The 26,182-nt window shown below is 39.3% G+C and carries 25 protein-coding genes, 1 tRNA gene and 1 pseudogene; 13 read left to right on the top strand and 14 right to left on the bottom strand.

Features of this window, described 5'->3' with window-relative positions; translation table 11 throughout:
- Positions 1–323: 323 nt before the first annotated feature.
- The gene (locus tag H6G06_RS15750) at positions 324–773 is read right to left on the bottom strand and encodes a phosphate-starvation-inducible PsiE family protein (protein WP_190561993.1); all 450 of its coding nucleotides are present in this window, start codon (positions 771–773) and stop codon (positions 324–326) included.
- 209 nt (positions 774–982) lie between these two features.
- Positions 983–1,092 (bottom strand): annotated as a pseudogene (gene nifH / locus H6G06_RS15745) (nitrogenase reductase); the annotation flags it as partial.
- A 415-nt stretch (positions 1,093–1,507) separates the two neighbouring features.
- Between nifH (H6G06_RS15745) and H6G06_RS15740 the strand changes: the two are divergent.
- Positions 1,508–1,882 carry a hypothetical protein gene (locus tag H6G06_RS15740; protein ID WP_190561738.1) on the top strand — a complete coding sequence of 125 codons (375 nt, stop codon included), beginning with the start codon at positions 1,508–1,510 and terminating at the stop codon, positions 1,880–1,882.
- Positions 1,883–1,940: 58 nt separating this feature from the next.
- Here the strand turns inward: H6G06_RS15740 and H6G06_RS15735 are convergent, their stop codons facing one another.
- The 3 genes from H6G06_RS15735 to H6G06_RS15725 all read right to left on the bottom strand — a co-directional run bounded on the left by H6G06_RS15735 (position 1,941) and on the right by H6G06_RS15725 (position 5,677).
- Positions 1,941–3,869: an ABC-F family ATP-binding cassette domain-containing protein gene (locus tag H6G06_RS15735; RefSeq protein WP_190561736.1), complete on the bottom strand. Its 1,929-nt coding sequence runs from the start codon at positions 3,867–3,869 to the stop codon at positions 1,941–1,943.
- A gap of 56 nt (positions 3,870–3,925) precedes the next feature.
- Entirely contained in the window at positions 3,926–4,345 is a 420-nt protein-coding gene (locus tag H6G06_RS15730; RefSeq protein ID WP_190561734.1) for a DUF1824 family protein, read from the bottom strand.
- A 483-nt stretch (positions 4,346–4,828) separates the two neighbouring features.
- On the bottom strand, positions 4,829–5,677 hold the full coding sequence (locus tag H6G06_RS15725; protein WP_190561732.1) for a prohibitin family protein: 849 nt from the start codon (positions 5,675–5,677) through the stop codon (positions 4,829–4,831).
- 229 nt (positions 5,678–5,906) lie between these two features.
- Here H6G06_RS15725 and H6G06_RS15720 point away from each other — a divergent pair, with 229 nt between their 5' ends.
- Entirely contained in the window at positions 5,907–7,718 is a 1,812-nt protein-coding gene (locus H6G06_RS15720) for an ABC transporter transmembrane domain-containing protein (RefSeq protein ID WP_190561730.1), read from the top strand.
- A 68-nt stretch (positions 7,719–7,786) separates the two neighbouring features.
- Complete coding sequence (gene ccmS / locus H6G06_RS15715; protein WP_190561728.1) at positions 7,787–8,215, top strand: beta-carboxysome assembly chaperone CcmS; 429 nt, start codon at positions 7,787–7,789, stop codon at positions 8,213–8,215.
- Between the two features lie 152 nt (positions 8,216–8,367).
- On the opposite strand, the gene H6G06_RS15710 is transcribed toward ccmS, so the two are convergent.
- Positions 8,368–9,747, bottom strand: coding sequence for a cytochrome P450 (locus tag H6G06_RS15710; protein ID WP_190561726.1), 1,380 nt, complete (start codon positions 9,745–9,747; stop codon positions 8,368–8,370).
- Between the two features lie 167 nt (positions 9,748–9,914).
- Here H6G06_RS15710 and H6G06_RS15705 point away from each other — a divergent pair, with 167 nt between their 5' ends.
- Entirely contained in the window at positions 9,915–10,547 is a 633-nt protein-coding gene (locus H6G06_RS15705; RefSeq protein ID WP_190561724.1) for an AAA family ATPase, read from the top strand.
- Complete coding sequence (locus H6G06_RS15700) at positions 10,547–11,104, top strand: hypothetical protein (protein ID WP_190561722.1); 558 nt, start codon at positions 10,547–10,549, stop codon at positions 11,102–11,104. Before H6G06_RS15705 ends, H6G06_RS15700 begins: the two co-directional genes overlap by 1 nt.
- Before the next feature lie 3 nt (positions 11,105–11,107).
- Here the strand turns inward: H6G06_RS15700 and H6G06_RS15695 are convergent, their stop codons facing one another.
- Positions 11,108–11,995, bottom strand: coding sequence for an alpha/beta fold hydrolase (locus tag H6G06_RS15695; RefSeq protein ID WP_190561991.1), 888 nt, complete (start codon positions 11,993–11,995; stop codon positions 11,108–11,110).
- A 127-nt stretch (positions 11,996–12,122) separates the two neighbouring features.
- On the opposite strand from H6G06_RS15695, the gene H6G06_RS15690 reads away from it, so the two are divergent.
- From H6G06_RS15690 to H6G06_RS15670, 5 genes are all read left to right on the top strand, one after another.
- Positions 12,123–12,434, top strand: a complete 312-nt coding sequence (locus tag H6G06_RS15690; protein WP_190561720.1) for a carbon dioxide-concentrating mechanism protein CcmK — start codon at positions 12,123–12,125, stop codon at positions 12,432–12,434.
- An 82-nt stretch (positions 12,435–12,516) separates the two neighbouring features.
- On the top strand, positions 12,517–12,867 hold the full coding sequence (locus H6G06_RS15685; protein ID WP_190561718.1) for a carbon dioxide-concentrating mechanism protein CcmK: 351 nt from the start codon (positions 12,517–12,519) through the stop codon (positions 12,865–12,867).
- Between the two features lie 695 nt (positions 12,868–13,562).
- Positions 13,563–14,750, top strand: a complete 1,188-nt coding sequence (locus H6G06_RS15680; RefSeq protein WP_190561989.1) for a HetZ-related protein 2 — start codon at positions 13,563–13,565, stop codon at positions 14,748–14,750.
- A 378-nt stretch (positions 14,751–15,128) separates the two neighbouring features.
- Positions 15,129–15,812, top strand: a complete 684-nt coding sequence (locus tag H6G06_RS15675) for a Crp/Fnr family transcriptional regulator (protein WP_190561716.1) — start codon at positions 15,129–15,131, stop codon at positions 15,810–15,812.
- A 116-nt stretch (positions 15,813–15,928) separates the two neighbouring features.
- A complete protein-coding gene (locus tag H6G06_RS15670) occupies positions 15,929–17,713 on the top strand; it encodes a M61 family metallopeptidase (protein ID WP_190561714.1) in 1,785 nt (594 codons plus the stop codon).
- A gap of 76 nt (positions 17,714–17,789) precedes the next feature.
- Here H6G06_RS15670 and H6G06_RS15665 read toward each other — a convergent pair whose 3' ends face one another.
- Positions 17,790–18,530, bottom strand: coding sequence for a 2-phosphosulfolactate phosphatase family protein (locus H6G06_RS15665; protein WP_190561712.1), 741 nt, complete (start codon positions 18,528–18,530; stop codon positions 17,790–17,792).
- Between the two features lie 530 nt (positions 18,531–19,060).
- Here H6G06_RS15665 and H6G06_RS15660 point away from each other — a divergent pair.
- Together H6G06_RS15660 and H6G06_RS15655 are read left to right on the top strand one after the other, a co-directional pair.
- Positions 19,061–19,480 carry a BlaI/MecI/CopY family transcriptional regulator gene (locus H6G06_RS15660; RefSeq protein ID WP_190561710.1) on the top strand — a complete coding sequence of 140 codons (420 nt, stop codon included), beginning with the start codon at positions 19,061–19,063 and terminating at the stop codon, positions 19,478–19,480.
- A gap of 4 nt (positions 19,481–19,484) precedes the next feature.
- Entirely contained in the window at positions 19,485–20,324 is an 840-nt protein-coding gene (locus H6G06_RS15655) for a M56 family metallopeptidase (RefSeq protein WP_190561708.1), read from the top strand.
- Positions 20,325–20,374: 50 nt separating this feature from the next.
- Here H6G06_RS15655 and H6G06_RS15650 read toward each other — a convergent pair whose 3' ends face one another.
- A complete protein-coding gene (locus H6G06_RS15650; RefSeq protein ID WP_190561706.1) occupies positions 20,375–20,551 on the bottom strand; it encodes a hypothetical protein in 177 nt (58 codons plus the stop codon).
- 198 nt (positions 20,552–20,749) lie between these two features.
- Here H6G06_RS15650 and H6G06_RS15645 point away from each other — a divergent pair, with 198 nt between their 5' ends.
- Entirely contained in the window at positions 20,750–20,947 is a 198-nt protein-coding gene (locus H6G06_RS15645; RefSeq protein WP_190561704.1) for an NblA/ycf18 family protein, read from the top strand.
- Positions 20,948–21,156: 209 nt separating this feature from the next.
- On the opposite strand, the gene nifH (H6G06_RS15640) is transcribed toward H6G06_RS15645, so the two are convergent.
- The 5 genes from nifH (H6G06_RS15640) to H6G06_RS15620 all read right to left on the bottom strand — a co-directional run bounded on the left by nifH (H6G06_RS15640) (position 21,157) and on the right by H6G06_RS15620 (position 25,754).
- The gene (gene nifH / locus H6G06_RS15640; RefSeq protein WP_338422947.1) at positions 21,157–22,134 is read right to left on the bottom strand and encodes a nitrogenase iron protein; all 978 of its coding nucleotides are present in this window, start codon (positions 22,132–22,134) and stop codon (positions 21,157–21,159) included.
- Between the two features lie 1,533 nt (positions 22,135–23,667).
- Positions 23,668–23,739: transfer RNA gene (locus H6G06_RS15635), tRNA-Asn, on the bottom strand.
- A 169-nt stretch (positions 23,740–23,908) separates the two neighbouring features.
- A complete protein-coding gene (locus H6G06_RS15630; RefSeq protein WP_190561700.1) occupies positions 23,909–24,457 on the bottom strand; it encodes an NYN domain-containing protein in 549 nt (182 codons plus the stop codon).
- A gap of 333 nt (positions 24,458–24,790) precedes the next feature.
- Entirely contained in the window at positions 24,791–25,468 is a 678-nt protein-coding gene (locus tag H6G06_RS15625; protein ID WP_190561698.1) for an ABC transporter ATP-binding protein, read from the bottom strand.
- 13 nt (positions 25,469–25,481) lie between these two features.
- On the bottom strand, positions 25,482–25,754 hold the full coding sequence (locus tag H6G06_RS15620; RefSeq protein ID WP_190561696.1) for a UPF0367 protein family: 273 nt from the start codon (positions 25,752–25,754) through the stop codon (positions 25,482–25,484).
- Between the last annotated feature and the right edge of the window lie 428 nt (positions 25,755–26,182).

The following is a 26,182-nucleotide window of genomic DNA, read 5'->3' as shown; positions in this document are numbered from 1 at the left end:
CAAGTGAAATCAAACATTTTTTCACAAATTAAATATTCCTGCATGATTCATAAATGCAGGAATAAAAGTGAACAAAATCAATCTAATTAGCAAATTTTTATCACAGTAACCTGATGATATTATACAGAAAAAAATCAGTTTAGACAACTTTGCTATTTTAGTCTAATGGCAATCACAATAGTAAATTATCTCTCGTTCCCAGTCTCTGACTGGGAATGCTATTATGGAGTCTCTGACTCTGATTTAATAAAAGGCAGAGCCTTGATAATTCATTCCCATACAGAGTATGGGAACGAGAAAATTATTAAAATTAAAAATAATCCTTAATCTTCACTAATTTTGATGTGTCCAAATGATTTAGATATCCAAGGAATAGCAATAAAAATTCCTGCTAATACCAATAAAAATATAGAAATTCCAAAAATTTGGTCACGGGGAATTTCTAGCACACCTCGTAGAATTATCTCTCGTAAAGCCGAGACAATGGTAATTTCTACTGCTGCACCTACAGATATGCTATGTTCTTGGATATAATCAACCAAGAGTCTAAATAATTCCACCAGTATCAAGATAAACAAAATATCAGATGTGACTTGTCGTAAATCAAGTGGATGTAAAAAGGAAAGGAACATATCTCCTAACCTGATTAACATCACACAGAATAAGCTCACGCATAGAGAAATAACAATAATATCTTGAAAAATTTCTAAATTACGGACAATTCTATCTCGTTGAAACCAACTATTTACTTCTACAAGTATGCGCTTTGGCATAATCGCTCCAGTATATCTATGTTTATCCATTTTTATCTGCGGTAATAAATAACCTTACATGAAAATTCTAATTTGCAATGTTTATCCAAAGCATTAATAGATTTTTTAACCAACCTCTATAAATAGATATTTCACTTACCCTAATTTCTCAAGGTGTGCCGTTAAGAGGAGGACAAAAACGAATAATTGCTATTTGGCAGCTTGGTTGTGCTATCTGGTGCATACTCGTTAACAGTCATCAGGCGCAATTCTGCGTCCTGCACAATGTTGTCACGAGGGACAAAGTGTGAATCATTTGGGTACTTAATCTGGCGGCAAGTTCCCTTCCAGCCAGAACTTCACGGACAAAAGGAGTGTTATAATAAGTGCATCCCTGCAATATGAGCTTCACCTATTTATTTGTACAGCTAATGCAATTATCCTTAGTTGTTGTTTGATTCTGTTTGTAGAATTATGTAACGGTAATCAAGAATAATCAAGTTGTTCTCAAACCTGTTCTGCATAATGATTAGCAGTCAATTACAACAAAAATTCATGTAGTTTTGTATATCAATTGCTAAAGAAAATATGTGGAAAATTGCAAGACAGGAAATACCGAATATATAAACATTCATAAGGGAGTGAACGGTTATCAGATGGGAATATCTCAAAACCTGACGTAATTTAAAACCTGATCATCGAGAATGACAAAGATTACGTCAGTATCTTGTTCTTTTCAAAAAGGACTAAATTATATGACTAAACCACACCTATCTCCAGATGATTTGCCTACTTATAAAACTACGCAAATCAGTGAAGTATTAATAAGCCAACTGGAAGAAGTAACTAAAAAACGCTTTTTCCTAGCCTGCGATAATATGGTACGCGTTTTGTTATCCAGTTGCCATTGGTATTTCAAAGCTAATGGTGGTATTTTAATGTTAATCATGGTTTGTCATGATATCGAAAGTTACCAAAATATCATGACGACTGTTCCCTATTTAGCCGATAAGTTAAAGCGTTTTGCTAACAAAGCCAAAATTAGTATTAGTTCACCAGTTAATAACGGTATACCTTGGGTAATCAGCATAGATAAAGCTTGTCCTGGGGAAGATTTACCAACTACTTAATACTTATAAATTAGATCCCCGAATTCTTAAAAAAGTCGGGGATCTACTCTATCATTATTTAGGATTCCATCTCTGCTAATTCTAACCAGCGTTCTGTCCCTACATCTATAGCTTGCTTGAGTGCTTCCAGTTGTTCATATAACTTTTGAACTTGAGTGTAATTTCCAGGAGCAACGTTAACCAGTGCTTTTTCTGCGGCGGCTTTTTCTGCCTCTAATTGGGCAATTTTACCTTCTAACTGTTCAAATTCTCGTTTTTCCCAATTAGATAATCGACGACGTTTTTTAGTTTCCGTTTCTAGAGATGGTATCTTTTCCTCAGTGGGATTTTTGGGCTTTTCTTGAGTATTAGCTGCTTCTTGTTGTGCTGCTGCTTCTTCGGCTTTTTTGTAATCTAGATAAACTGAATAATTACCAGGATATTGACGTAAATTCCCACCTTCTTCTAGAGAAAAAATAGTATCTACTGTACGGTCTAAAAAGTACCGATCATGGGAAACTACAATTACAGATCCAGAAAAATCTTCTAAATAATCTTCCAGAACTGCTAATGTCTGCACATCTAAATCGTTAGTTGGTTCATCTAAAATCAAAACATTAGGCGCACTAATGAGCAAGCGTAACAGAAATAAACGCCGTTTTTCTCCACCAGAAAGTTTATGAATGGGGGCATATTGCTGATTTCCCGGAAATAAAAACCTCTCTAACATTTGAGAAGCGGTAATTTTTGTCCCGTCAGCTATTTTGATAAATTCCCCTTCTTCCTTAATGTAGTCAATGACGCGCTGATCTTCATTAACTGCTGTGAGCAATTCTTCAGAATGCTGGTCAAAATAAGCAATATGAATTGTGCTACCAATTTCTACAGTACCGGAATCTGGTTGAATAAGTCCGGTGATAATATTCATTAAGGTTGATTTACCAGCACCATTACCACCAATAATACCAATTCTGTCTTCGGGGCTAAATTCGTAAGTAAAATTATTAATTAAAGTTCTACCATTGTAAGCTTTTGTAATGTTATTGAGTTCAATAACTTTTTTACCAATACGTCGGCCAACTGTAGAAATATCAACTTTACCCTGAGCTTGTTTAAACTCTGTATCACGCAATGCATGAGCGCGTTCAATTCTGGCTTTTTGTTTGGTACTTCTAGCTTTAGGTCCGCGTTTTAGCCATTCTAATTCTCGTCGTAATACACCTTGATGTTTACGTTGACTACTCACCGCAGATTCTTCTGCTAAAGCTTTCTTTTCTAAATAATAGGAATAATTCCCTGTGTATGTGTAAATATCACCTCGATCAATTTCGATTATTCTATTAGTAACTTTATCTAAAAAATAGCGATCATGAGTAATTAAAAATAATGCTCCGCGAAAGCGATTTAAATAACTTTGTAACCATTCAACAGATAAAGCATCAAGATGGTTCGTTGGCTCATCCATCAGTAATACATCAGGTTCAGCTAACAAAGCTGTTGCTAGTGCAATACGCTTGCGATAGCCTCCCGATAATGTCCCAACTTTAACATCAAAGTCAGCAATTCCTAATTTGGTGAGAATAATTTTGGCATTGGTTTCTAGTTCCCATGCGCCGGTTGCATCCATCCGCTGCATGACGCTAGATAAGCGAGACATTAGCTGACTATCTTCTGGATAATGAGCTAATTTATCAGAAAGTTCTTCATATTCCCGCACTAAAGTTGTATGTTCACCGCTATCAGCAAATACTTGTTCTAAAACTGTGCGGTTTTCATCTACATCCGGTTGTTGGGGTAAGTAGATAATTTTAGAACCAGCGTTGCTTAAAATTTGACCGCTATCAATTGTTTCTAGTCCGGCTATCATTTTTAATAAGGTTGATTTACCGGAACCGTTAGTACCAATTAAACCAACTTTATCGTTGGCATCGATACTAAATGTGGCATCTTTTAATATTTCTTTGATACCGAAATCTTTTTTAACTGACTGTAATGTAATAATACTCATAAAATTTTAGTCATTGGTCATTGGTGATTCAGCCCTTATTCCCTATTTCCTGTTACTTATCCAACAAATAAATCAATGGGTAAATGTCCATACATTTCATTTACTCCCCCCTCCTGATAAGATTGACAAGAAACTAATACTCCGCGATGATGACCAGCATAGGAATCTAAATAACACAGTCCATTTTTACCATTTAATTTGATATAAACGGGACCTTCCGGGTGAGGTAAATTATCTGGTGCTTGATAACCGAAAGCTTGAGAATAGGTTTTCATGGCCAAAATTCCTTCTTCGGCTGTCTCAGCACAAATTCCTAAAATTTGGTAGTCAGAAAGGCTAGTGAGTAACATTATAGCCTGACGCGTTAAAGCTTTTTCCAATGGCTTCAGGACAGGTGCTATATCTAAGCAGTTGAATTTGTTGAGGATTTTTTTTGCTTCTGAGACGGTGAGGTTGGTGTGATTAGAAGTTGACATATAGCAATTGGATTTGTGAATTTACTTGTGTAGACGGGCAAAAGGTAAAAGGCAATAGGATTATAGAAGATTAAAGTATACCTAGCTTCGCAAAAATCACATAGGAATTCTATATATTTTGTTTAGTATTTCTCCAATTTTAGGTGTGTTGGTGAGGTAAGACTTGCTCACCTTACTAGTATTTTTGCCTAAGCATTCAGCGGTCAGCAGCCAGCCTTTTAAAGCTTACACCGAAACTCACTATTTGATAATTTACCGATTTATCAAACATTCTGACTCCTGAACGGCAGTTGACGGCAGTTGCTACAAGTCGGGAAACCCTTATGCCTACGGCACGCTAGGTGGTAAGCGCAGCTATGCCGAAGGCTTTACGGCAGTTCATTCTGGGGAAACCCGTCCAACGCAGTGGCTCCCCAAGACAGGACTGCCTCACCACCGCACTGCTTCCTCCTGACTCCCGAACTCTGGCATTTTTTACACAGTTCAAGATTGGTTTGACATCTTCCCTAAGTTGAAAATGAAGGGTATGCTGCCTTGGGAGCCTTCACCCATCACCAGGACATTTGGCATTTGTGCGCCACCTGTTTTCCACGCTTCAATTGCTTCTTTTTGTAAAACCAATTGTCCTCCTTGAGCTTTGAGAGTTTCTGCTAAGAGTCTTTGAGCTTCGGCTTTACCTTTAGCGCGGTTAATATCTGCTTGGGCTTCTTGTTCGGCTTCTCTTGCTATATAGACGGCTCTTTGCGCCCTCTGTTCCGCAATTTGTTTCTCTTCAACTGCTCGCGCAAATTCTGGAGAAAAGGTCAGGTCTACTACGCTCGTATCTAATACGATTATTCCATATTTATCTAAGCGATTGCCTAATGCTGTATCAAAATCTTCTTTTAATTCACTTCGTTTGGTAATTGCTTCTTCAACTGTGCGTCTTGCTGCTGCTATTTTAAATGCTTCCTGAGTCTGAGGAGCAATAATTTTGGAGACAATATTTTCTAATGTACCTTGTTTTCTTCTGACTTGAACGACTTGGATAGGATCAAGGCGAAAGTTAATAGCAAATCTGGCAGTTAAATTTTGCAAATCTTTGGTAGAACTTTCTGCGGGGACTTCAAATTTCTGCACCGTCAAATCATACACGTCTATCACTGAGATAAATGGGGGTTTGATGTGGATACCTTCTGTTAAAACACCGTCTCTGGCTTTCCCCAAGACGCTAATTACTCCTGCTTGTCCAGGGTTGATAATTACAAAAGAATTCAATCCGAGAACTATCAAGGTTGCAGCTATAATGCCGATAATTGTGCTTGGCAAATTCGCAAATTGTTGATTTTTCAAGTTTCTATCTCCTACTGATGACTGATTCTTGAGTAAAATAACACAAATCCCGTTTAAGGGAGCCTACAGCGAAATTTTTGATGCCAATTTGGCTCAAAGACCCAAGAAATCTCTGGTTATCAACAAAGTTAACAAAAATACACCTTAAAATAATTTTACTCTTGCTCAGGATTCAGGACTGATGGGCTGGATTTGTGGTAATATTGGCTGCACGCAACTGTAAACGGCTGTGGCTAAAGCATTATTTAAATTTCATCGGCTACCAAGAAGGCGGAAAAATTCTGCACATCCTCTCCAGCGTCTATTTGATTATGGACATAAATATAGGCAACAAATTTGGCTGGCTACTGGTGCTTCTATCCTCAATAAAGTTTTTGACTTAGCACCACCCGCATTAATTGGTATTGCGGTGGATGTGGTTGTTAAACAACAGAATTCTATTATTGCTCAGTTGGGTATTAAAAATATTTCTGGACAATTTGCAGTTTTATCATTTCTCACAGTCGTTACTTGGATCTTAGAGTCATTTTTTGAGTATCGCTACAAGTTACTGTGGCGTAATTTGGGACAGAATATTCAGCATAATTTACGGCTGGATGCTTATAAACACCTGCAAGAGTTGGAATTGGCTTATTTTGAAGAACGCAGTACGGGTGGTTTAATGTCTATCCTCAGTGATGATGTTAACCAACTAGAACGTTTTTTGGATGTGGGCGCAAATGATATGATCCAAGTGATTACAACTATTGTAATTATTGGTACTGCATTTTTTATTTTAGCGCCTAGTGTGGCTTGGATGGCAATGTTACCTATGCCGTTTATTCTGGGGGGTTCGGTAGCTTTTCAGAAATTACTTGCTCCCCGCTATGCTGATGTGCGGGAAAAGGTGGGTTTACTTAACGGCAGGTTGTCTAATAATTTGAGCGGCATTACTACTATTAAAAGTTTTACCTCTGAAGATTATGAAGCAGCACGTGTTGAAGTAGAAAGTAATGCCTATCGCGTTAGCAACACTAAGGCGATCGCTTTTTCTGCGGCTTATATTCCCATTATTCGGATGCTGATTTTGGCAGCATTTACGGTATTGTTGATTTTTGGGGGAATGCAAGCAGTTGCAGGCAAATTAGCTGTAGGGGCTTATAGTTCTTTAGTATTTTTGGTGCAATTGTTATTGTGGCCTTTAACCAGATTAGGAGATACCTTTGATTTATATCAAAGGGCAATGGCTTCTACTAATCGGGTGATGGATTTGTTAGATACTCCCATTGATATTCATACAGGAAATATTAATTTACCTGTGGATTTAGTGCGGGGTGCAGTGGAATTTCAAAACGTGACTTTTGCTTATAAAGATAGACCACCAGTAATTAAAAGTTTATCTTTGGAAATTCCCGCAGGAAATACGATTGCTATTGTTGGTTCTACAGGTTCTGGTAAAAGCACTTTAGTTAAACTTTTGCTGCGATTTTATGAAGCACAACACGGAAAAATTACTCTCGATGGTGTGAATTTACAAAGTTTAAATTTACGGGATTTACGCCGTTGTATTGGTTTGGTAAGTCAGGATGTGTTTTTATTTCATGGTACAGTAGCTGAAAATATCGCCTATGGCACATTTGACGCTACAGATGAAAATATCATTATGGCCGCAAAAGTAGCAGAAGCCGATGATTTTATTATGCGATTGCCCCAAGGTTATGAGACAATTGTGGGGGAGAGAGGGCAAAAGTTATCTGGTGGACAAAGACAACGAATTGCGATCGCTCGTGCAGTTTTGAAAAATCCCCCGATTTTGATATTGGATGAAGCGACATCGGCAGTGGATAATGAAACAGAAGCGGCTATTCAGCGTTCTCTAGAAAGGATAACAGTCAATCGCACGACAATTGCGATCGCACATCGTCTTTCTACTATCCGCAATGCTGATTGCATTTATGTCATGGAACACGGACAATTAGTAGAGTCGGGAACCCATGAACAACTTTTAGAGAAAGATGGTATTTATACAAGTCTCTGGCGTGTCCAGTCAGGTTTAAAATAAAAGTCTTCAATTACAAATTACGTTGGCGGTAGCCTGCTGTAAGCACTATTACGAGTTACGAATTACCTATGATGTTTGGTAGCACTCAACCGGAAACAGAAGATAACAAATGGCGGCGACAATTGGATAGATTTGTCAAAGCAAATCAGCAAGAATTGGCTGCATTATTTTGGGGATTGAGGTTAGAGAATGGTGATAGTCAAGGTACTATTGGTATTGATTTACAACCACAGCCGCATTTTGTTTATTGTCCCCAAGCCGAAATAGAAAAATTAAATGATAGGGTTGAAAATCGGTTGCAAGAACTTTTAGGAATTATTGAAAATAATAAACCAGAAACAGAAGTTGTCATGATTGGTATTGGTAAGGGGGAAGTTAAATTAATTCAATTTGCACCTGAACCAGCACCGCAAGTTTGTTTTGACCAAGTTGGTAAGGATGTAGATAGTTTGTTGGAATTGTTGGAAGAGAAGATGATTGAGCAGATTGTTTTTTAACGCATAGGTACGCTGAGGATTTATTTAGACATCTGGTGAAAAAGTAGAGACGTTCCTTCCATGGAACGTCTGTACAAGGGTTTCAAGTCACGCACATTTAATTCTCACCAGATGTCTATTAGAGAGACGTTATATACAACGTTTCCACATTTTCAAACTGTTACGGCTGTATTAGCATTCTTAATTTGATGATTTGCAATCATTTTCATTCCTCCTGGTGCAGCTAAAGTTAAACCCCGACGCACAGCTTGAACAGGACGCTTATTTAAAAGCGAAAGTTGAAAATGTGAAAGAATTGTTGCTAACACAATTTTCATTTCATACTGAGCAAATGCTAAACCAATACAACGACGATTTCCACCACCAAAAGGTAAGTATTCATAAGGTGAAAATTGTCTTTCTAAAAAACGTTCTGGTTTAAATTGCTGAGGTTGGGGATAAACGGCTTCTCGATGATGTGCAAGGTAAATACTGGGAACTATGACTGTTCCTTCGGGTAATTTATAACCCATAATCTCAATGGGATTTTTGACAACCCGCACGAAACCAGACATCACAATCGGGTAGATTCTCAGAGTTTCTTGACAAACTCCTGTTAAATAGGGCATTTTCGCAATTTGACTTGGTTCTGGGTTGACTCCCAAGGTGTTGAGTTCCTGTAGTAATTTCTCCTGTACTTCTGGTAATCTATCCAACCAGTAAAACGCCCAGGTTAACGCGGAAGCGGTGGTTTCATGTCCCGCTACCAAAACAGTCATTAACTCATCGTGTAATTCTTGATCTGACATTCCTTGACCATTTTGATCATGAGCCGCCATCATTAAACTGAGGATATCTTGGCGGTTTTGATCAGGTTCTGCTCGACGTTGCTGAATTAAAGTATAAATTAGTTTGTCGATATTTTGCTGTTGGCGCACAATCCGACCCCAAGGACTCCAAGCACCAAAGTCTTTTTGCATGAACCGAAAAAAGAAGGCGCTAGACATTATGGGTGATGTCATGAAGTCTAACATAGAAGATAGCGATCGCCTTAATTCTTCAAACATCTCTCCTTCATCCAAGCCAAAGATTACCCGTAATATTACCCGCAAGGTGATTTCTTGCATTGATTCTCGGATATTGAAGGGCTTACCCATTTGCCAATTATCACTTACTTGTCGGGTAATTTCCTGGATATCTTGACCATAAGCCCGCATTCGCTCACCATGAAAGGGAGGAGCTAATAATTGCCGTTGGCGTTGGTGGGGTTCTCCATCCATTAACATTAAAGAGTGATCGCCCAACAAAAATCTTAAACCCCTGTTACCTCTCCCCACCTCAAAATGACTAGCATCAGCCGTAAAAATCTGCTCTAATGCTTCTGGTTGGCTGAAGTACACCAAATAGCTATCCTCGGAACCTGATAGTGTAAAGCTATCACCATAGATTTTGGCAAAATCTTCCACATACTCCACTGGCTGCATGATAAATTTCATCCTTCTGAGCCATAGCGGCATTTTAATTAGCTGTGGTAAGCTGTTGGTTACTGTCATAGTCATCTGTTAAATTCACATCTTCTAAATTTTAACGAGGGGCAATTTTTTTAGATGGCAAGTCCCCAAAAAGCTGTACATTCATCTAATAACAAGTTGAAATAGTTAGTAATTTTAATCCAAAATCTAAAAACGAAATTAATATCAGGTTGGGTCGGAAGTAAACAGTGCCAAAAATCATCGCTATCCTTAATGGTAAAGGAGGAGTCGGTAAAACGACTACCGCAGTCAACTTGGCTGCTAAATTTGCCCAAGACAAAAAAGTCCTGCTGATTGACGCAGATGTTCAAGGTTCTGCTAGTTGGTGGTTTCGACGCAATCAGCAGGGGATGGGATTTGATTTGGCTCAAGATACAAATCCACAACTTTTAGGTGAATTACCCAAAATTACAAGTTACGATTTAGTAATAGTAGATACGCCTCCAGCATTGCGTTCTGAAGCTTTAGCAGCGGTAGTAGGGATTGCAGATTATCTCGTTTTGCCCACTCCCCCAGCAGCAATGGATTTAACTGTTCTCATTGATACAGTTAGACAAGCAGTTATTCATACTGGTACTCCCCATCGGGTACTCTTAACTAAAGTCGATACGCGCAGTTTAGGGGAAGCATTAGAAGCACAAAAAACTCTTTTACAATTAGGTATTCCAGTTTTTAATACTTGTATTCGTACCTATAAAGCTCATGAAAGAGCCGCCCTTGAGGGTGTAGCAATTGCTCAATGGCGAGGAAAAAATGCACGGGAAGCAGAATCTGATTACCGTCGTGTGGCTGATGAATTAATGCATGATTGGAGGAAATAATGGCTAAGAAAAATCTTTCTGACTTACTACAAGAAGAAGCACAAAAATTTACACCCCAGGTTGGTGACACAGCAATTGAAGTAACTGCACAAAAAGTTGAGGAAGAAAATTCTTCGCCAATGGAGGAAGAACCAGCATCTACTTCTACTAGACGCACAACTCCGACTAAGGCAGATTTAGAAATTACAATTAAAGAATTGACTGCTACTCTGGAAAAAGTACAAAAAAAAGAAGTTTCCCTCAAGGAGCAAATTAGCGATTTAAAAACAGATTTATCTGTACAGAAAGCTTTGGTAGAACGTTTGAATTCAGAACTTAATGAGACTAAAAAAACAGCCTTGCAATTAGCAGAATCTAACTCTAAGTTAATAGCAGAAATTAATGAATTAAAGAAAGTCAAAGAACCTGTCAAAGAAACTTTCATAGAACCTATCAAAGAAACTTCCAGATCTTTATCCATTAATCCCAAAAAATCACACAGATCGCCTGAAAGACTCCAAGAAAAGCCCAACCAATCAAATGATAATTTTGCCGACAATACTTGGTTGTACGATTAAAATCTAACCTCGAAATTCTAAAATATGTTGGGCTGTGATTTCGGGTTTTTCTAAATGTGGAATATGACCACAATCTTTAATCCAGATCAGCTGACTTTGGGGAATTGCTTTTTTAAACTTGGGAGCATCCCCAGTTCCTAAAATTCTATCGCTATCACCCCACAAAATCAGCGTTGACTGTTCAATTTTTCCCAGTTCCTGAAATTTAAAAGCACTATAACCACCGCTTTTAGTAAAAGCAATCAACGCTTGATTCCAGTTAGGCATTTTTAGATGTAAATCTCCGCAACATAAAGCATCACTGGAAATCAGATTCGGGTTTTTATAAGCAGAGCGACAAATGCGATCGCGCACTTTTGGATTTCGTAAAAACTCAGCTGCTAAAGAATATAATGGAGCAAACATTAATTTGCTTAAAGCCGAACCACCCTTCAGCCCTGCACTATCCATTAATACCAGCTTCTGCACAACTTCAGGGTAAGTCAGGGTAAAATCAATCACCGCCGCACCCCCCATAGACGCACCCACCAAAATCACAGGTTGGTTAATCAGGGTTTTCCAGAAATAATATAGATGAGTTTTAATAGCTAAGGGACTATAAGCAATATCCGGTTGTCTGTCTGTAAAACCAAAACCTAATAAATCTACAGCCCAAGTTTCATTTTCTTCAGCCAGCAGGGGTACAAGCCGCCGAAACTCTAAAATCGAACTGTCAAAACCATGAACTAATAAAATGGGTGTACCCCCACTACCTTGATGTAGGTAAGTAGTGGTGATTGATTCAGGACTTAAAGGAGTAGCAATCGCTTGACTTTGGATACTTTGAGCCAAAGCGATGGAAGTGGGTTCTGTCAGTTGCCCAACGGCAGCGGGTAAAAAACTTGGAAACATAAACATTAGTTTACATCATCTTCACCGCTGACTACTGACAAAAAGAAAATTTTCCCAAATGACAAAATGGGAACCAAAGCCTCGTACAATAAATATCACTTATTCCGGATTTCAGGAGAGTCAGGCCATGCCAATGGCGGTTGGCGTAATTGAAACTTTAGGTTTTCCCGCAGTCCTAGCAGCAGCAGACGCAATGGTTAAATCTGCCGCTGTCACAATTGTATATTATGGCATCGCAGAAAGCGGACGCTTGTTAGTCGCCGTTAGGGGACACGTTGCGGAAGTTAAAACAGCAGTTGCAGCCGGAATCGCTTCTGGAGAGGAAGTTTATGGTGGTCAAGTTATCACTCATTATATAGTTCCCAATCCCCCGGAAAATGTAGAAACGATTCTACCGATCCACTTCACTTCCAAATCTGAGCCTTTCCGTGCCTTCTAAGCAAGTTTGCTATCAAAGTTAGCAGCACAGATTCGTCAAATTAACTTGTAGCAGATAATTTTATTCATAAAGGAGATTAATAATGTCACTACAGGCAGTTGGAGCATTAGAAACAAAGGGTTTTCCCGCAGTCCTAGCAGCAGCAGACGCGATGGTAAAAGCTGGCCGAGTCACCCTGGTTGGTTACATCAGAGTTGGTAGCGCCCGGTTTACAGTCAATATTCGTGGTGACGTTTCTGAAGTCAAGGCGGCTATGGCTGCCGGTGTGGAAGCAGCAGAAAACGTTTATGGTGGTACTCTGGAATCCTGGGTAATCATTCCCCGTCCCCATGAAAACGTCGAAGCTGTTCTCCCTATTGCTTACACAGAAGAAGTCCAGCAGTATCGGGACTCTGTGGAAAATCCCATCGTTAGATCATCGAACAGCAGATAAATATAGGGAATAGGTGACAGGTGACAGGTGATAGGTGATAGGTGACAGGTAGAAAGTGATTCTCCCATCTCGCCAATCCCCAAATCCTACACCCTACACCCTGTTATTGACGACTACAGCTGATAAATTTCCAGTTCTCTTATTGCCATAGCCAGAAAGAATTACTCAAACTCTGTGATCTCGGTCACAGTACCTCTACAGCCTACTTATAGTAATATTCTGAATACTGAATTAATTAGGAGTTTGGCCATTTTACCAAAGTAGCTCCTTACCTTTGTGGAGACATTATATTTGGATTCAGAAATCTAAAGCTTTGGTTAATTTTGCTTTTCAGTTTCACTATTGGTGAAATGATTTAATTTTCAGGGTATCGATAGAATCGTTGCTTTTATGAATGAAGTGTAAACTGCCACGCTACTTTACTTTTCTTATTTTCTAACAAATATCAAGACTTGTAAAGAAGTTTAATCAAAAATAACTACAGAAAGTTGAAACTTACACAGGTAAATATCCGTCACGGTTAGTGATTAAATGATTTTTACCTGGGGATTGAAAAAGCAAAATACCTAAACTAAAAATTCATGGATAATTTTGGCGTAGCAAAACTTCATAAAAAATCCTTGTAATGATTTTTTGATAAGTAGTTTAAGGATTTTGAGAATCGGGGCAGCTATTAGTTAATTATTTAAGTTGGTATAGGGGTTGTGATGCAAACTTTAAACCAGAGTTTCGAGGAACGCAATCTCACTATGGAAACAGATGCAGCAAACCTAGCGCAATTTTGGCAAAAGCGACTCGCTGCTGAATGTCCAGAACAAAGTGAGGCTGCTAGACACAGTATTATGCTTTGGCTGTTGGGGGTAGACTTAAAACGATTTGATCTACTGACCCCAAAAGAATTAGAAATTGCTAAACAAGCAATGGAATATCGGTGGCGGATTTTACAACAGCGATACTTAGGGATGGGGCGAGAACGTGCTTATCGTAACCTGATCAGTCGATTGGCAAGTGTAATGACACTGAGAAATAAAATTCAGACTTGGGTTTCTTTGAGTCGCGATCGCCAGCGCAGTGTCGTTGATGTATTACAAGAAGTTCTCCAAGAATTGCTGCAAAGTGACTCATATATGCAGCAGCAAATGTCAGCAATTGGAGAAGTATCCACGGATAGAAGATTACAAGATACCTTGCTGTTTGCCAGCATAGAAGAGTATTGTTTGCGTCCAGTACGTAATCAACCTCTGTTAGTGTATCGCTTTGTCAACTACTTGCGGCGCATTCAGAGGGGTGGATTAACCCAAGTCCCAGCCAGCGACTTAATCAGACTTGTTTCGGATGAAGTGCTGACAGACGATACAGACAATCCACTTAACTTAGTAGATAGTCAAGCGATCGCCCAATATCAAGAAGCACAAAAATTGGAAGAGCAACAATCACTGCGTCAATCTGTACATCAAGAATTTGAACAATACCTACTCCAAAATTTAGGGCAACAAGCAGCAGACTGGCTACAATTATATCTACAAGGCAAAACTCAAGAAGAGATTGCCAAAAAACTCAATAAGCCCATTAAGGAAATATACCGACTGCGCGAAAAAATTAGCTACCATGCTGTCCGCGTTTTTGCGATCAAAGGTAAACCAGAACTTGTAGACAACTGGCTCTCAATTTCCTTGGAAGAACACAACTTCGGCTTAACACAAAACCAATGGCAGCAACTGGAGGAAAAAGTAGCTCCTCTGGGCAGACAGATTCTCAATTTACGGAGAGCAGGTCACTCCATAGAAGCAATAGCTCAAAATTTACAACTCAAAACCCATCAGGTAATAGGTGAATGGACAAAAGTCTATCTTGCCGCCCAAACCTTAAGAACTCAAGATTAGCTGTCCATCAAAAACATCTGGGAGCGTGAAAACCCCTGAATATGTTACCGACTTAGGAGGTTAATTAACGGAAAACTCTGTTTTCGATCACAATACATAATTGTTATGTTGTAATTAAAGTATAGATATCAAGCCCGGCTAACTACTTAGCTTAACTTTGACTGGGTTTTTAATTGCTAGTTGCTGCTTACCTATCACCAATTAGCAATTTGCAGCCATTACAGATATGATAGGCGTTGGCACGGAAATGATATTATTGCACTTAGTAAGTCATGGGTAACTTATGCTATTAATATTAGTTTAAGTAATGCCTCTGAAAAAACTTAAAAATTACAAACTGAGTTTTCCGCTATTGAATGAATTCCTTGTGAATATTTCATGCAAATCGAGGTTTTTAGTGATCTTTTCCCCTTGTTGAGTACAGCCAATCCCCAAACTTTGGAATGGTTACTCAACGTTGCAGTTGAACACGAATACCCATCTGGACGAGCAGTTTTGATGGAAGATGCCTGGGGTAATGCAGTCTATTTCTTGGTTTCTGGTTGGGTGAAAGTCCGGCGCACCAATGGCGACGATTCTGTAACAATAGCAATTTTAGGTCGGGGTGATTTCTTTGGAGAAATGGCGGTTTTAGATGAATCTCCACGGTCAACCGATGTCATTGCCCTTTCACCTGTTAAATTGCTAACTGTTTCTAGAGAACGTTTTATCCAAATCTTGTTTAAAGACCCACAGTTACATCACCGAATGCTGCAACTGATGGTGCGCCGAGTTCGCCAAATTAATATGCGTTTGCAAATGCGATCTTCCCCACCAGCAGTCAAACTGGCTCACACTTTAGTGAGCTTGAGTGACAACTATGGTCAGGATTTAGCCCAAGGTAAGGAAATTTTTTACATCCCCTTCAAAGATTTGGCGGAGGTGACAGAAATCAGCATTGAAGAAACTACCAAAATTATGCATAAGCTCCATGAAAAAGGATGGATTAAATTAGACACCGCTAAAAACTCGATTTATGTTGTGAACTTCAAACAGCTAGAGAATTTGGCTAATAAATTCTAATTTTCACTGAATTTATACTGAGTGCTGAGAAACCAGGCGTTAACCGAATATTGACTATTGACTATTATTTATGAACTGTTAACTATGGACTAATAACCCTAGACTCAGCAGACAAGATGAATCAAGCAATAGCAACTCGTTCCGACACTCAAGTTCAGGAACTTTATTCGTCAATTCACTACTGGGTAGCAATGCCCCAACCAGAAACTCATCTGTTTGAGGTGACTTTACACCTTGTAAACTACCCATTGCCAATTCTTGATTTGAAAATGCCAGTATGGACACCAGGATCATACTTGGTGCGAGAATACGCCAAGAATTTACAAGATTTTGCTGCCTTTGCCGGATCTGAACCTTTGTCGTGGCGGAAAATCAGTAAAAATCACTGGCAGGTAGAAAAAGGTAATGTTTCTGAAATTATCCTGCGTTACCGCGTTTTTGCCAATGAGCTATCAGTACGCACCAATCATTTAGATGCTACTCACGGTTATTTTAACGGTGCAGCCCTGTTTTTGAGAATCCCCGGCTGGGAAGAACAACCAATTCATATTACCATCGTCTCACCACACCCAGAATGGCAGGTAACAACAGGTTTACCAGCAGTTACTGAAGAAGCCAATACCTTCTTAGCTGCGGATTTTGATACTCTTGTTGATACTCCTTTTGAAATTGGTAGCCATCAATTATTTCACTTTGAGGTATTAGGAAAACCTCATGAATTAGCAGTCTGGGGACAGGGAAACTATCAACCCCAAAAACTGCTAGAGGACTTTCAGAAAATTATTGAGTTTGAAGCACAAATGTTTGGTGGTTTACCATATCAAAGATATGTGTTTATACTGCATTTATTTAACCAAGCTTATGGCGGATTAGAACATAAAAATTCCTGTTCATTAATTTATCATCGGTTTGGATTTCGTCTTCAAGATAAGTATGAACGATTTATTCAATTAGTAGCACATGAGTTTTTTCACTTGTGGAACGTTAAGCGAATTCGCCCCAAAGCGTTGGAGGTTTTTGATTACGATCAAGAAAACTATACGCCATCTCTCTGGTTTTGTGAGGGAACCACAAGTTACTATGATTTGGTAATTCCTTTCCGGGCAGGAATTTATGATGTTAAATCATATTTTAATCATTTGAATCAAGAAATCACCAAATATCTAAAAACCCCAGGGAGGATGGTACAAACACTTTCTGAATCTAGTGTTGACGCTTGGATTAAGCTATATCGTCCAGATGCTAATAGTGGCAATTCCCAAATTTCTTACTATTTAAAAGGAGAAATGTTATCACTGTTACTGGATTTGTTAATTCGCTTTCGTCATAGTAATCAGCGTTCTCTAGATGATGTGATGGTGAAAATGTGGGAGCAATTTGGTAAATCAGAAATTGGTTATACTCCAGAACAATTACAGGATGTGATTGAATTGGTAGCTGGAATAGATTTATCTGATTTCTTTAAACGCTACATTGATGGACTCGATGATTTACCATTTAATGATTATTTAGAACCTTTTGGGTTGCAATTGGTAGAAGAATGTGAGCAAGAACCTTATTTAGGTGTGAGGATAAAAACTGAAAATGGACGAGAGATAATTAAATTTGTGGAGATGAATTCACCTGCGAAGACAGCAGGAATTGATGCTGGGGATGAGCTATTAGCTCTTGATGGAATCAAAGTAGGAACAAATCAGTTAAGTGAACGTTTGCAGGATTATCAACCAAATGATTCTATCCAAATCACTGTTTTTCACCAAGACGAACTGCGTAACTATTCTGTTATTTTAGGAAAACAACATCCTCATAAATATCAGTTGCGTCCAGTAGAAAATCCTAATTCTACTCAGCAAGAAAACTTTTTAGGTTGGTTAGGTATATCATTATCGACAATTAAGTAAGGGTTCAGAGGAGATGAGGAGACGGGGAGAAATATTAATTTTGACTCCTGACTCCTGACTCCTGACTCCTTTTTAATTATTTATTCTGACTTTTTAAAACACCGGGTTCTTGCTGAATCGGTAAAACATCTAAAATATCAGTTTGGGAACAATATTTTAAATCTTCTAAACATTTCAGGCGTAATAATCGCTGACCATGACTAGCTTGGTGGAATAATCCCAATAAGTCATTTTGCCACTGAGAATAAAGAGCGATCGCACTGCTGACTTCATCATTACCAGCTAATTCTTCTAAGGGAGAATTAGTTTGTTGCCAAATGCTGTGAGCGATCGCACCCGCACAAACGGTATCTTCTAGAGAAAAACTGCCTTCCCAGCCAGAACCAACAATCCAGACTGTTTCTGGTTGTTTTTCTAGGAGAAACTGCACCACCGCAGCCCGATTGATTAAAGCAGCTGCGAGGACAATCGGGGCATCTTGTATCCGTTGTAAGGCGCGAGTACCATTAGTGGTACTAATGAATAACCGTTTTCCTTGTACCAGTTCTGCGGTGCAATCTAGGGGAGAGTTACCCAACTCAAAGCCCGCTACCTTACCACCCCCTCTTTCTCCAGCCCGTAATCGTTTTTCGGCAGGCCATTTATCGCTAACTTCCATTAGTAGGTCTAAATCGCTGAAGACTTGCACAGCCTCGCCTCCAGCCGCTAAAACTGTCGCCATTGTGCTAGTGGCTCGCAGGACATCGACGGCGATCGCGCATTCTGGCGCTTCATCAGTTGGGGTTAATTCTGGAGTATGATATACAAATATCTTCACGGGCTAGATATACCTGCTCTATACTACTGCGGTTATATTTTACCTACTTCATGTCACCAACTGGCTATACTAAACTCTATATCTTCATTAATACAAAAATACTAAGAAATTCTACAAAGCTTATTGAGCAAGGTTTTAAACTTTCAGGCTTGGTATTAGTTCTTCTAATCGAAAAGATAGAAAAAGCAGGGAATGGTCTAATAGCGTAGCGTGGCGCAAGCCATATCTTGATTTCCAGGATTTGGGGATTTACAAGATTTAGGATGTGTATTTTCTCACCTATTACTGATTACCGTCCTAAGTGGCCTATGACTCCTACGTCGTCACGCAAGCTATAGCCATAGTGTAGTGAAAAATCCTCTAAGATGCTAGAGCCTACGGCTCCCGAAGGGATACGTTCACAATTCGCTTAAGAATATGCTCCAAAAGTTCCGTTTTGTAATGTTTAATTTTGCATTTTTAATTGAAGCAAAGCGACGATCAGCTTGTAACCTAAAAATATAGAGAACATCCCCACCAAAATTATCAACATGGCTCCATTACCAGATTACCGTCCTAAACAACTATCTGTTGGTCCTTTAGAAGCAGAAATTTTGAGTATTGTCTGGGAACTGAGTTCAGCAACAGTCAAAGATGTACACGATCGCATTCTGACAGATCCTAACCGCGAATTAGCTTATACTTCCGTTACCACCGTTTTGCGTCGTCTCACAGAAAAAGGCTGGTTAGCTTGCGATAAACAGGGAAAAGCATTTTATTGGCGGCCATTGCTGACTAAGAAACAAGCAGAAATGATTAAAGCCCATGATCAATTACAGCGATTTTTAGCAGTGGGAAATCCCGATGTTGTGGCTGCCTTTGCAGATAGTTTAGATGAAGCTGCTAGTGAACAAATAGAAGCGATCGCTAAACGCATTCAAGCCGCACGGGAAGCCAGAGGAGAAAAATAGAATTATGCATCTACTCATGATCCTCACTGCTGTAACCATTGCCTACAGCTTAAGATATTTCGCCAACATACCCCAAGGTAATTGGCATTTGCGGTGGGAGCGATCGCTATTTTTATTCCTCTTTCCCCCCCTACTCATTTTCATGACGGCAACAGCAGTTGTCTGCATGGGTACACAAGGGAAAATGGGAGGAATGTATACAGATTCCTTCAGTTATCTACTAGCATTAATTTTCCTGGGCTTTTTTAATATCCTGGGCATTAAGCTGGCTTTCCAAGGTTGGAAATCTGTCAAATCAGCCCATGAATGTCCACAAATAAATCTAGCTGGTAAACAAGTCCGACTCCTAGAAACTGAGGCTTTATTTGCAGGTCAAATGGGTTTTTGGCAACCAGAACTAGTAGTTAGTCAAGGATTACTAGAAACTCTCTCCCCAGACCACCTAGAAAGCGTCTTGGCACATGAGCAAGGGCATTATCAATACAGGGATACATTCTGGTTCTTTTGGCTGGGTTGGGTGCGTTCCTGCACCGCTTGGTTGCCCAATACAGAACCTTTATGGCAAGAATTGTTAATGTTGCGAGAATTACGGGCTGATAGTTATGCAGCATCCCAAGTAGATCCGTTGGTATTAGCCGAATCTTTGTTATTAGTAGTGAGTAGTCAACCCCTAGCATCGGAAGTTTGCTGTGCAGCGTTGGGTTCTTCTGGGGTTGATCGGTTGGAACAAAGAATAGACGCTTTATTAACACCACCAGAACCAACTTCAGAAGCTCAATTACAGTCCTGGCATATCTTTCTATTTGCTTTTCTACCCTTGCTCACAGTAGTTTTTCATACTTGAATTATTTCTCCTTCACGGAATAGTGGGGAGATTAGGCAGTGTGAATAAACCTATTCATCCTCATTACCTGGAGGTCTTTCACTTAGGCTTTGTTGCGCGTGCCACTCCAAAACAATACGCTCCAACATCTCTGCCTGTGTACAGTCATTAACAGCCGCATAAAGCTTTATCAACTGTCTCACTTCAGGACTAACGTGGTGTATCACTAGTTGGTCATCTTTTTTCATGTTTATCTGACTCCCATCACGTCAGAATTGTAAATAATTCGTTATACTTGTTAACATAACTTCGTGAAAAATCAAATTCATGCGCTACACCCCTCAATAAGGGAATGCCCTCAAACTCAATGGGTGTATGACTGCTCAAAACTTAGATAGCCAGTATTGACCCTTTATTTTTGCCCCAATTGGGCATAGGAGCCAGCGATGAATCAGCCCATAAAATTATCTTTAGAGCAAGAATTTAGCCTCAGAATTTTTGGTGATCAAGTACAGCAAATGTCTCGTGAACAAGCTCAGGTATTTCTACTCAAGCTGTACGAACAGATGATGATTCAGGAAACAAGCTACCAGCAACTACTCAAGCATGAATGGAAACTAGATTCAGGAAGCATATCTGGTTAAAACAGGAAAGCAAAAAGGCTTCTAATTTGCATACATGAATAGCATATAACTCTGATGATGCAGTTATTTTGCCTAAATAATGCTCCCCTAAATAATGCAAATTAGATGTGAAAAAACAGATTTGAATTTTCACATCTTTTTGACTCTATAAATTGGGGAAAGGGTGGGAGTAACCCTCCCCAAAGTCAAGCCTTAATTACTTGTTGGTACTATTTCTTTACTGGTGCTTCAGTAGCTGCTTTACCAACTAGCTTTTCAGTATTTTCATCACTTTCAAGAATACCGAACTCAATCAACAACTCTTCTAGTTCTTCCATCTCGATAGGTGTAGGAATAGTCAGATTTTTGTTGTTGATGATCTTTTTAGCCAATGTCCGATATTCATTACCCTGATCGCTATCAGGTGCATACTCGTTAACAGTCATACGACGCAATTCCGCGTGTTGAACAATATTGTCACGAGGTACGTAGTGAATCATCTGGGTGTTCAAACGTTTTGCCAGGGTTTCGATTAATTCGATTTCCCGGTCAACGTTACGGCTGTTACAAATCAAGCCACCTAAACGTACACCACCGGAGTGAGCATATTTTAAAACACCACGAGCGATGTTGTTAGCAGCGTACATCGCCATCATTTCACCTGATGTCACGATGTAAATTTCTTGTGCTTTGCCCTCCCGAATTGGCATAGCAAAACCACCGCATACAACGTCACCTAGTACGTCATAAGATACGAAGTCTAAATCCTGGTAAGCACCGTTTTCTTCCAAGAAGTTAATAGCGGTGATAATACCACGACCTGCACAACCTACACCGGGTTCTGGACCACCAGATTCTACGCACTTAACACCACGGAAACCGGTCAACATTACTTCATGAAGTTCTAAATCTTCAACAGCACCTCTTTCAGCAGCCAAGGAAAGAACGGTGGTTTGAGCCTTAGAGTGAAGCATCAAACGGGTAGAGTCAGCTTTAGGGTCGCAACCTACAATCATGATGCGTTGACCCATTTCTGCCATAGCAGCAAGGGTATTTTGAGAAGTGGTAGATTTACCAATACCACCTTTACCGTAGAATGCAATTTGTCTAATATTTCCGTCAGTAGCCATGATGAGTTTATTCCTACAATTGTTTTGTTGATGGTCGGAAACTTGGTTTGAGATGTTTGTTGTTCGTTTAGAAAGCAGAATTTGTATAGCGACTTAAGGCATACTAAAGGCACTACCAAACGCACATTCAACTTTTTTAGGAAAACAAGAAATGGATACTGGAAATTTATTTAGAAGAAATCCACATCTCCTAATCAAGAAGTATTCAACAGCTTAAATTCGGCATGATCGCTTGTTGTTACGGCATCCTCTGAGGATGTTTAATCTTGGAGAGTGGTTACAATAGGGATTCACCTTTGAGCAGATTTTCCCCCTGAACCACCCAATCAACTAACATTGCATTTCACTCTCAATGATTGCTACCATTTCTGCGATTTTGCTTGGGTTATTGCGGTCAAAAAATTCTCATTTCCAGTCCAGCAAAAGATTTTCCTAAGTTCTGGAAAATTGCGATATTGATGTTACTTTTAGATATTTTTCAGAATCAATAAATCTCACCGTGATTGACACAGGAGGATAAATCCCATTGTGATCATAATTCACGGTTAAGAATACTTTTTCTTACTTATGCTAAGTCGCTAACAGTTCTGATGACTATATATGTACCAGACAGCCTCAAAGAGTCTTTCTTCCCAAACTCCAAGGTTAATATCATCTGATAGATAATGTTATCTCGTTAGCCAATTCTTAGTGGCACATACTCAAAGGAATTCTGATTGACTTCAAGTTGTTACGAGGGTAACTCTTCTAATTCATCTGGTTTTATCTTGACATAAAGAAAAGATAAACAATTTGAAGTGGATTTACCAGAACAAAAGAACTTAGTTGAGATTACCTCAGTTTCTACTTGAAGTCTTTTGAACTTTTATGTTTTTGATTCCTATCCTCACAATAACATAGATATCAGTTTTTTATAAGGTTCAAAAAAATATTTTTTTCTCCTATATAAATATTATTCTTACTATCTTTAATGGGCATGATTTAGCGGTCATCAGATGCAATTTAGGTAAACATTTTATCGAATAGGATTTGTGAAATTAGCTACTTTTATAATTAAGGTTATGAAGTGAGAAGTATAGCAGGAGTCAGGAGTTAGGAGTAAAGCTCTGTTGTGAAAGGAGTTTCATGATCTGTTGATGTCCTAATCACCTTGGCGGTTGCTATATGTAAAATCAATTATCTAGTTAGAAGAGGTAACAGGGAATGGGCAACAGAAATAGTATGCAGCGATTTTATTCGTCTTCACAAATAACTAAATATTTCTGCGTACATACTGTGAGGATTAAGCATACAGAGTACAGAATGCAGAATACATAAGAATTTAAGCATCATGCTTGATATTTTTTATAGAATCTCGAATCTGTTGATTCCTGATTATACAATTCTCCTGACTCCTGACTCCTTCTAAATTACGTAGTATGATCTCTCATGGTTTCAAAGCTGCTTCCCTAACTCCCAACTTTGGACTGGAACGGATTGAAATTACAGCACAGTTATTAGACTCAGCGAATGCTTAATCACGATTTCTACATCACCTTAGTAGGTATAAAAATCAAAAGCATGAAGTCGGAAATTTTTTCTTCCTTCATGCTTTATGCTCTATTTTTTCAACTCCCCAGGCCGGATTCGAACCAGCGACCAATCGATTAACAGTCGATCGCTCTACCACTGAGCTACTGAGGAACGCTCGCAACGATTACTATATTAAACTTAAAACCAGATGATGTCAACTACTTTGGAAATTTTTTTTTATTTAGTTTTTTATTTAGTTTGCAGCCTGCTGAAATATATAATTTTTTCCAGCGCAAAGCCGCTCCAAAAGAGCAATCCAGCCATTTCCTGATACTCTGAGTTACAATCCCATTCGCAATTGCGCTAACTTCTGCCTGGCCTTAGCATCAATAGCATTAGCTAAAAACCTGCTTTTGGATTGTTTGCGTGGTTGATATCTGTGACGCATCCGACAGACCGTAGAGTCTACTTCACCGCATAGTTGTTGCGCTGACAACCATTCAGCACCATACCCCTGAACCATCAATTGCTGCGCTCGGTCTGATGTAGCCACAATGACGCGAGAAATTAGACATTGTGCGATTTGGTGACGCAAACCCGCACAGGCTTTTTCTATATAAGTGTCTGCGGTTTGGCCAAAATCTGTGTAATGAACTGTGAGAAAGTCTGTAATAGTTTCTCTATTGCTGGCGGTGTTTTGATATTGGGCATCAAAAACTATTTGAGTTTCATACCCTTGGAACGCGCTATAATTGGTTATAGCTTCAACTAATTCCCCCCGTGCTGCCTCTAGTCCGGCATCATCACGAGTTTTTTTTAAGCAAGGCCAAGCACCTATAATGTTGTAGCCATCCACTAACAAAATGGATGGAATGATAGAACGGGGCATGGTTTTTAATCACAATTATCTAGAGTTAACAAAAATCATTCATAAGACTTATAGTAATTGAAGCAACACTTGTAACACTATGCTACAGAGAAGAAAAAATCCTTCATTAGGGCAGAACTAAACCTTAAGACAGAAGGCAAAAATTGGAAAAATCCCCTAAGAATAAGGCTTATCGCAGTTCTTATCCATAGAAATAAATAATTTTTCTCAGTTGTCAAAATTCCATATTGAAAAACCAGATACCTATACAGCAAACTGTTTTCTGGTATCTGGTCATTAATTTTTGATGATGAAGTTTCTTGTGAATATTGCCAAACCAGAGATTGGGTTTGTTCAGGAGGTTTCTTTGTTTGTTGTCATCAGTCGCTGTTTGAGACGTTCAGCTTCTCCAGCATCGACTAAAGAACCTCTTTCTAATAAAAAAGCGCCATCACAATAATTTAACTCATCTAAACGATGAGTTACCCACAAAGCCGTAATACCACGACTTTTAACCAAACGACGAACACTAGCTACCAAATCTAGTTGACTATCTGGATCTAATAAAGCAGTGGGTTCATCTAATAATAAGACTTCACAGTGACGAGCGATCGCACCAGCAATTGCTACTCGCTGTTTTTGTCCACCAGAAAGAGCATAGATAGGACGACGTTGTAAAGACAGCAAATTTACCGCCCCTAAAGCCTCCTCCACCCTAGCTCTTACCATAGCAGGAGGTAATTTTTCTTCCACCAATCCAAAAGCTACATCAGCACCAACAGTTGGCATAACTAATTGATGATCAGGATTTTGGAAGACAAAACCAACAGGGGGTGAAATGCCAATTTCGCCAGACTGGGGAGCTAATAACCCAGCTATCAGTCTGAGGAGAGTTGATTTTCCACTGCCATTAGTACCTAAAAGCATCCAAAATTCGCCTTTAGGGACTTTGAGAGAGCAAGATTTGATTGCTTGCTCCCCATTCGGCCATAAGAAGTTTAAATTATTAACTTCAATGCCTACTGCCGACATTTTTACACCTTGGTTACTCAGTGGCTAAGGCGAAAAATCCGGGTGGTCTAGTGCCACCGATGGCTGTACCATCTTTCTGTACAATCTGTACTCCCGAAATTTCACTAGCGCGGACAGCAATTTTTTTCTCTGTTTTGCCTTCGCACTTGAGTTCCACAATATCAGGGTTGCCAGAGCGCATAGCTGCCAGAATCAGCTGATAAACAGCTTCCGCATCTTCAGTGGACTTACGTTGTACTGATATCGGGAAAGCAGTATTTTTGATGCTTAAGTCGATGGTAAACATTTAGAATTAATCACATTTCACTGATTGTAGGACTAATTCTAGCGTTACCTGGTTGATTCGGTGTTGACTGTGAAAGGGGGGAATAATTATGAGATTTCGTTTTATATCGTTGTTTCGTTGCTCTGGCAGGCTCACAGGTTACTAACAGACGAAATTATTTCCCTCATCCCTGGAAAAATTAGAGATTTGCACCTATTATGATTAGAGAGCGTAAAAAATTGTAAACTGGATTAACAACCCGGTTAAATTTCTGCTTATAGGCGGTTATGTCATAGCCATCTATAGACAGATAAAACCTGTACTTATAAACATTTGGAGATTTTTTCTAATGACCATCGCAGTTGGACGCGCCCCCTCAAGAGGGTGGTTTGACGTACTAGACGACTGGTTAAAGCGCGATCGCTTCGTATTCGTAGGTTGGTCAGGAA

It is taken from the genome of Anabaena sphaerica FACHB-251 (assembly GCF_014696825.1).
Taxonomy (GTDB): domain Bacteria; phylum Cyanobacteriota; class Cyanobacteriia; order Cyanobacteriales; family Nostocaceae; genus RDYJ01.
The sequence above is the reverse complement of the archived record's forward strand: the minus strand, read 5'-3'. Positions and strand labels throughout refer to the sequence as shown.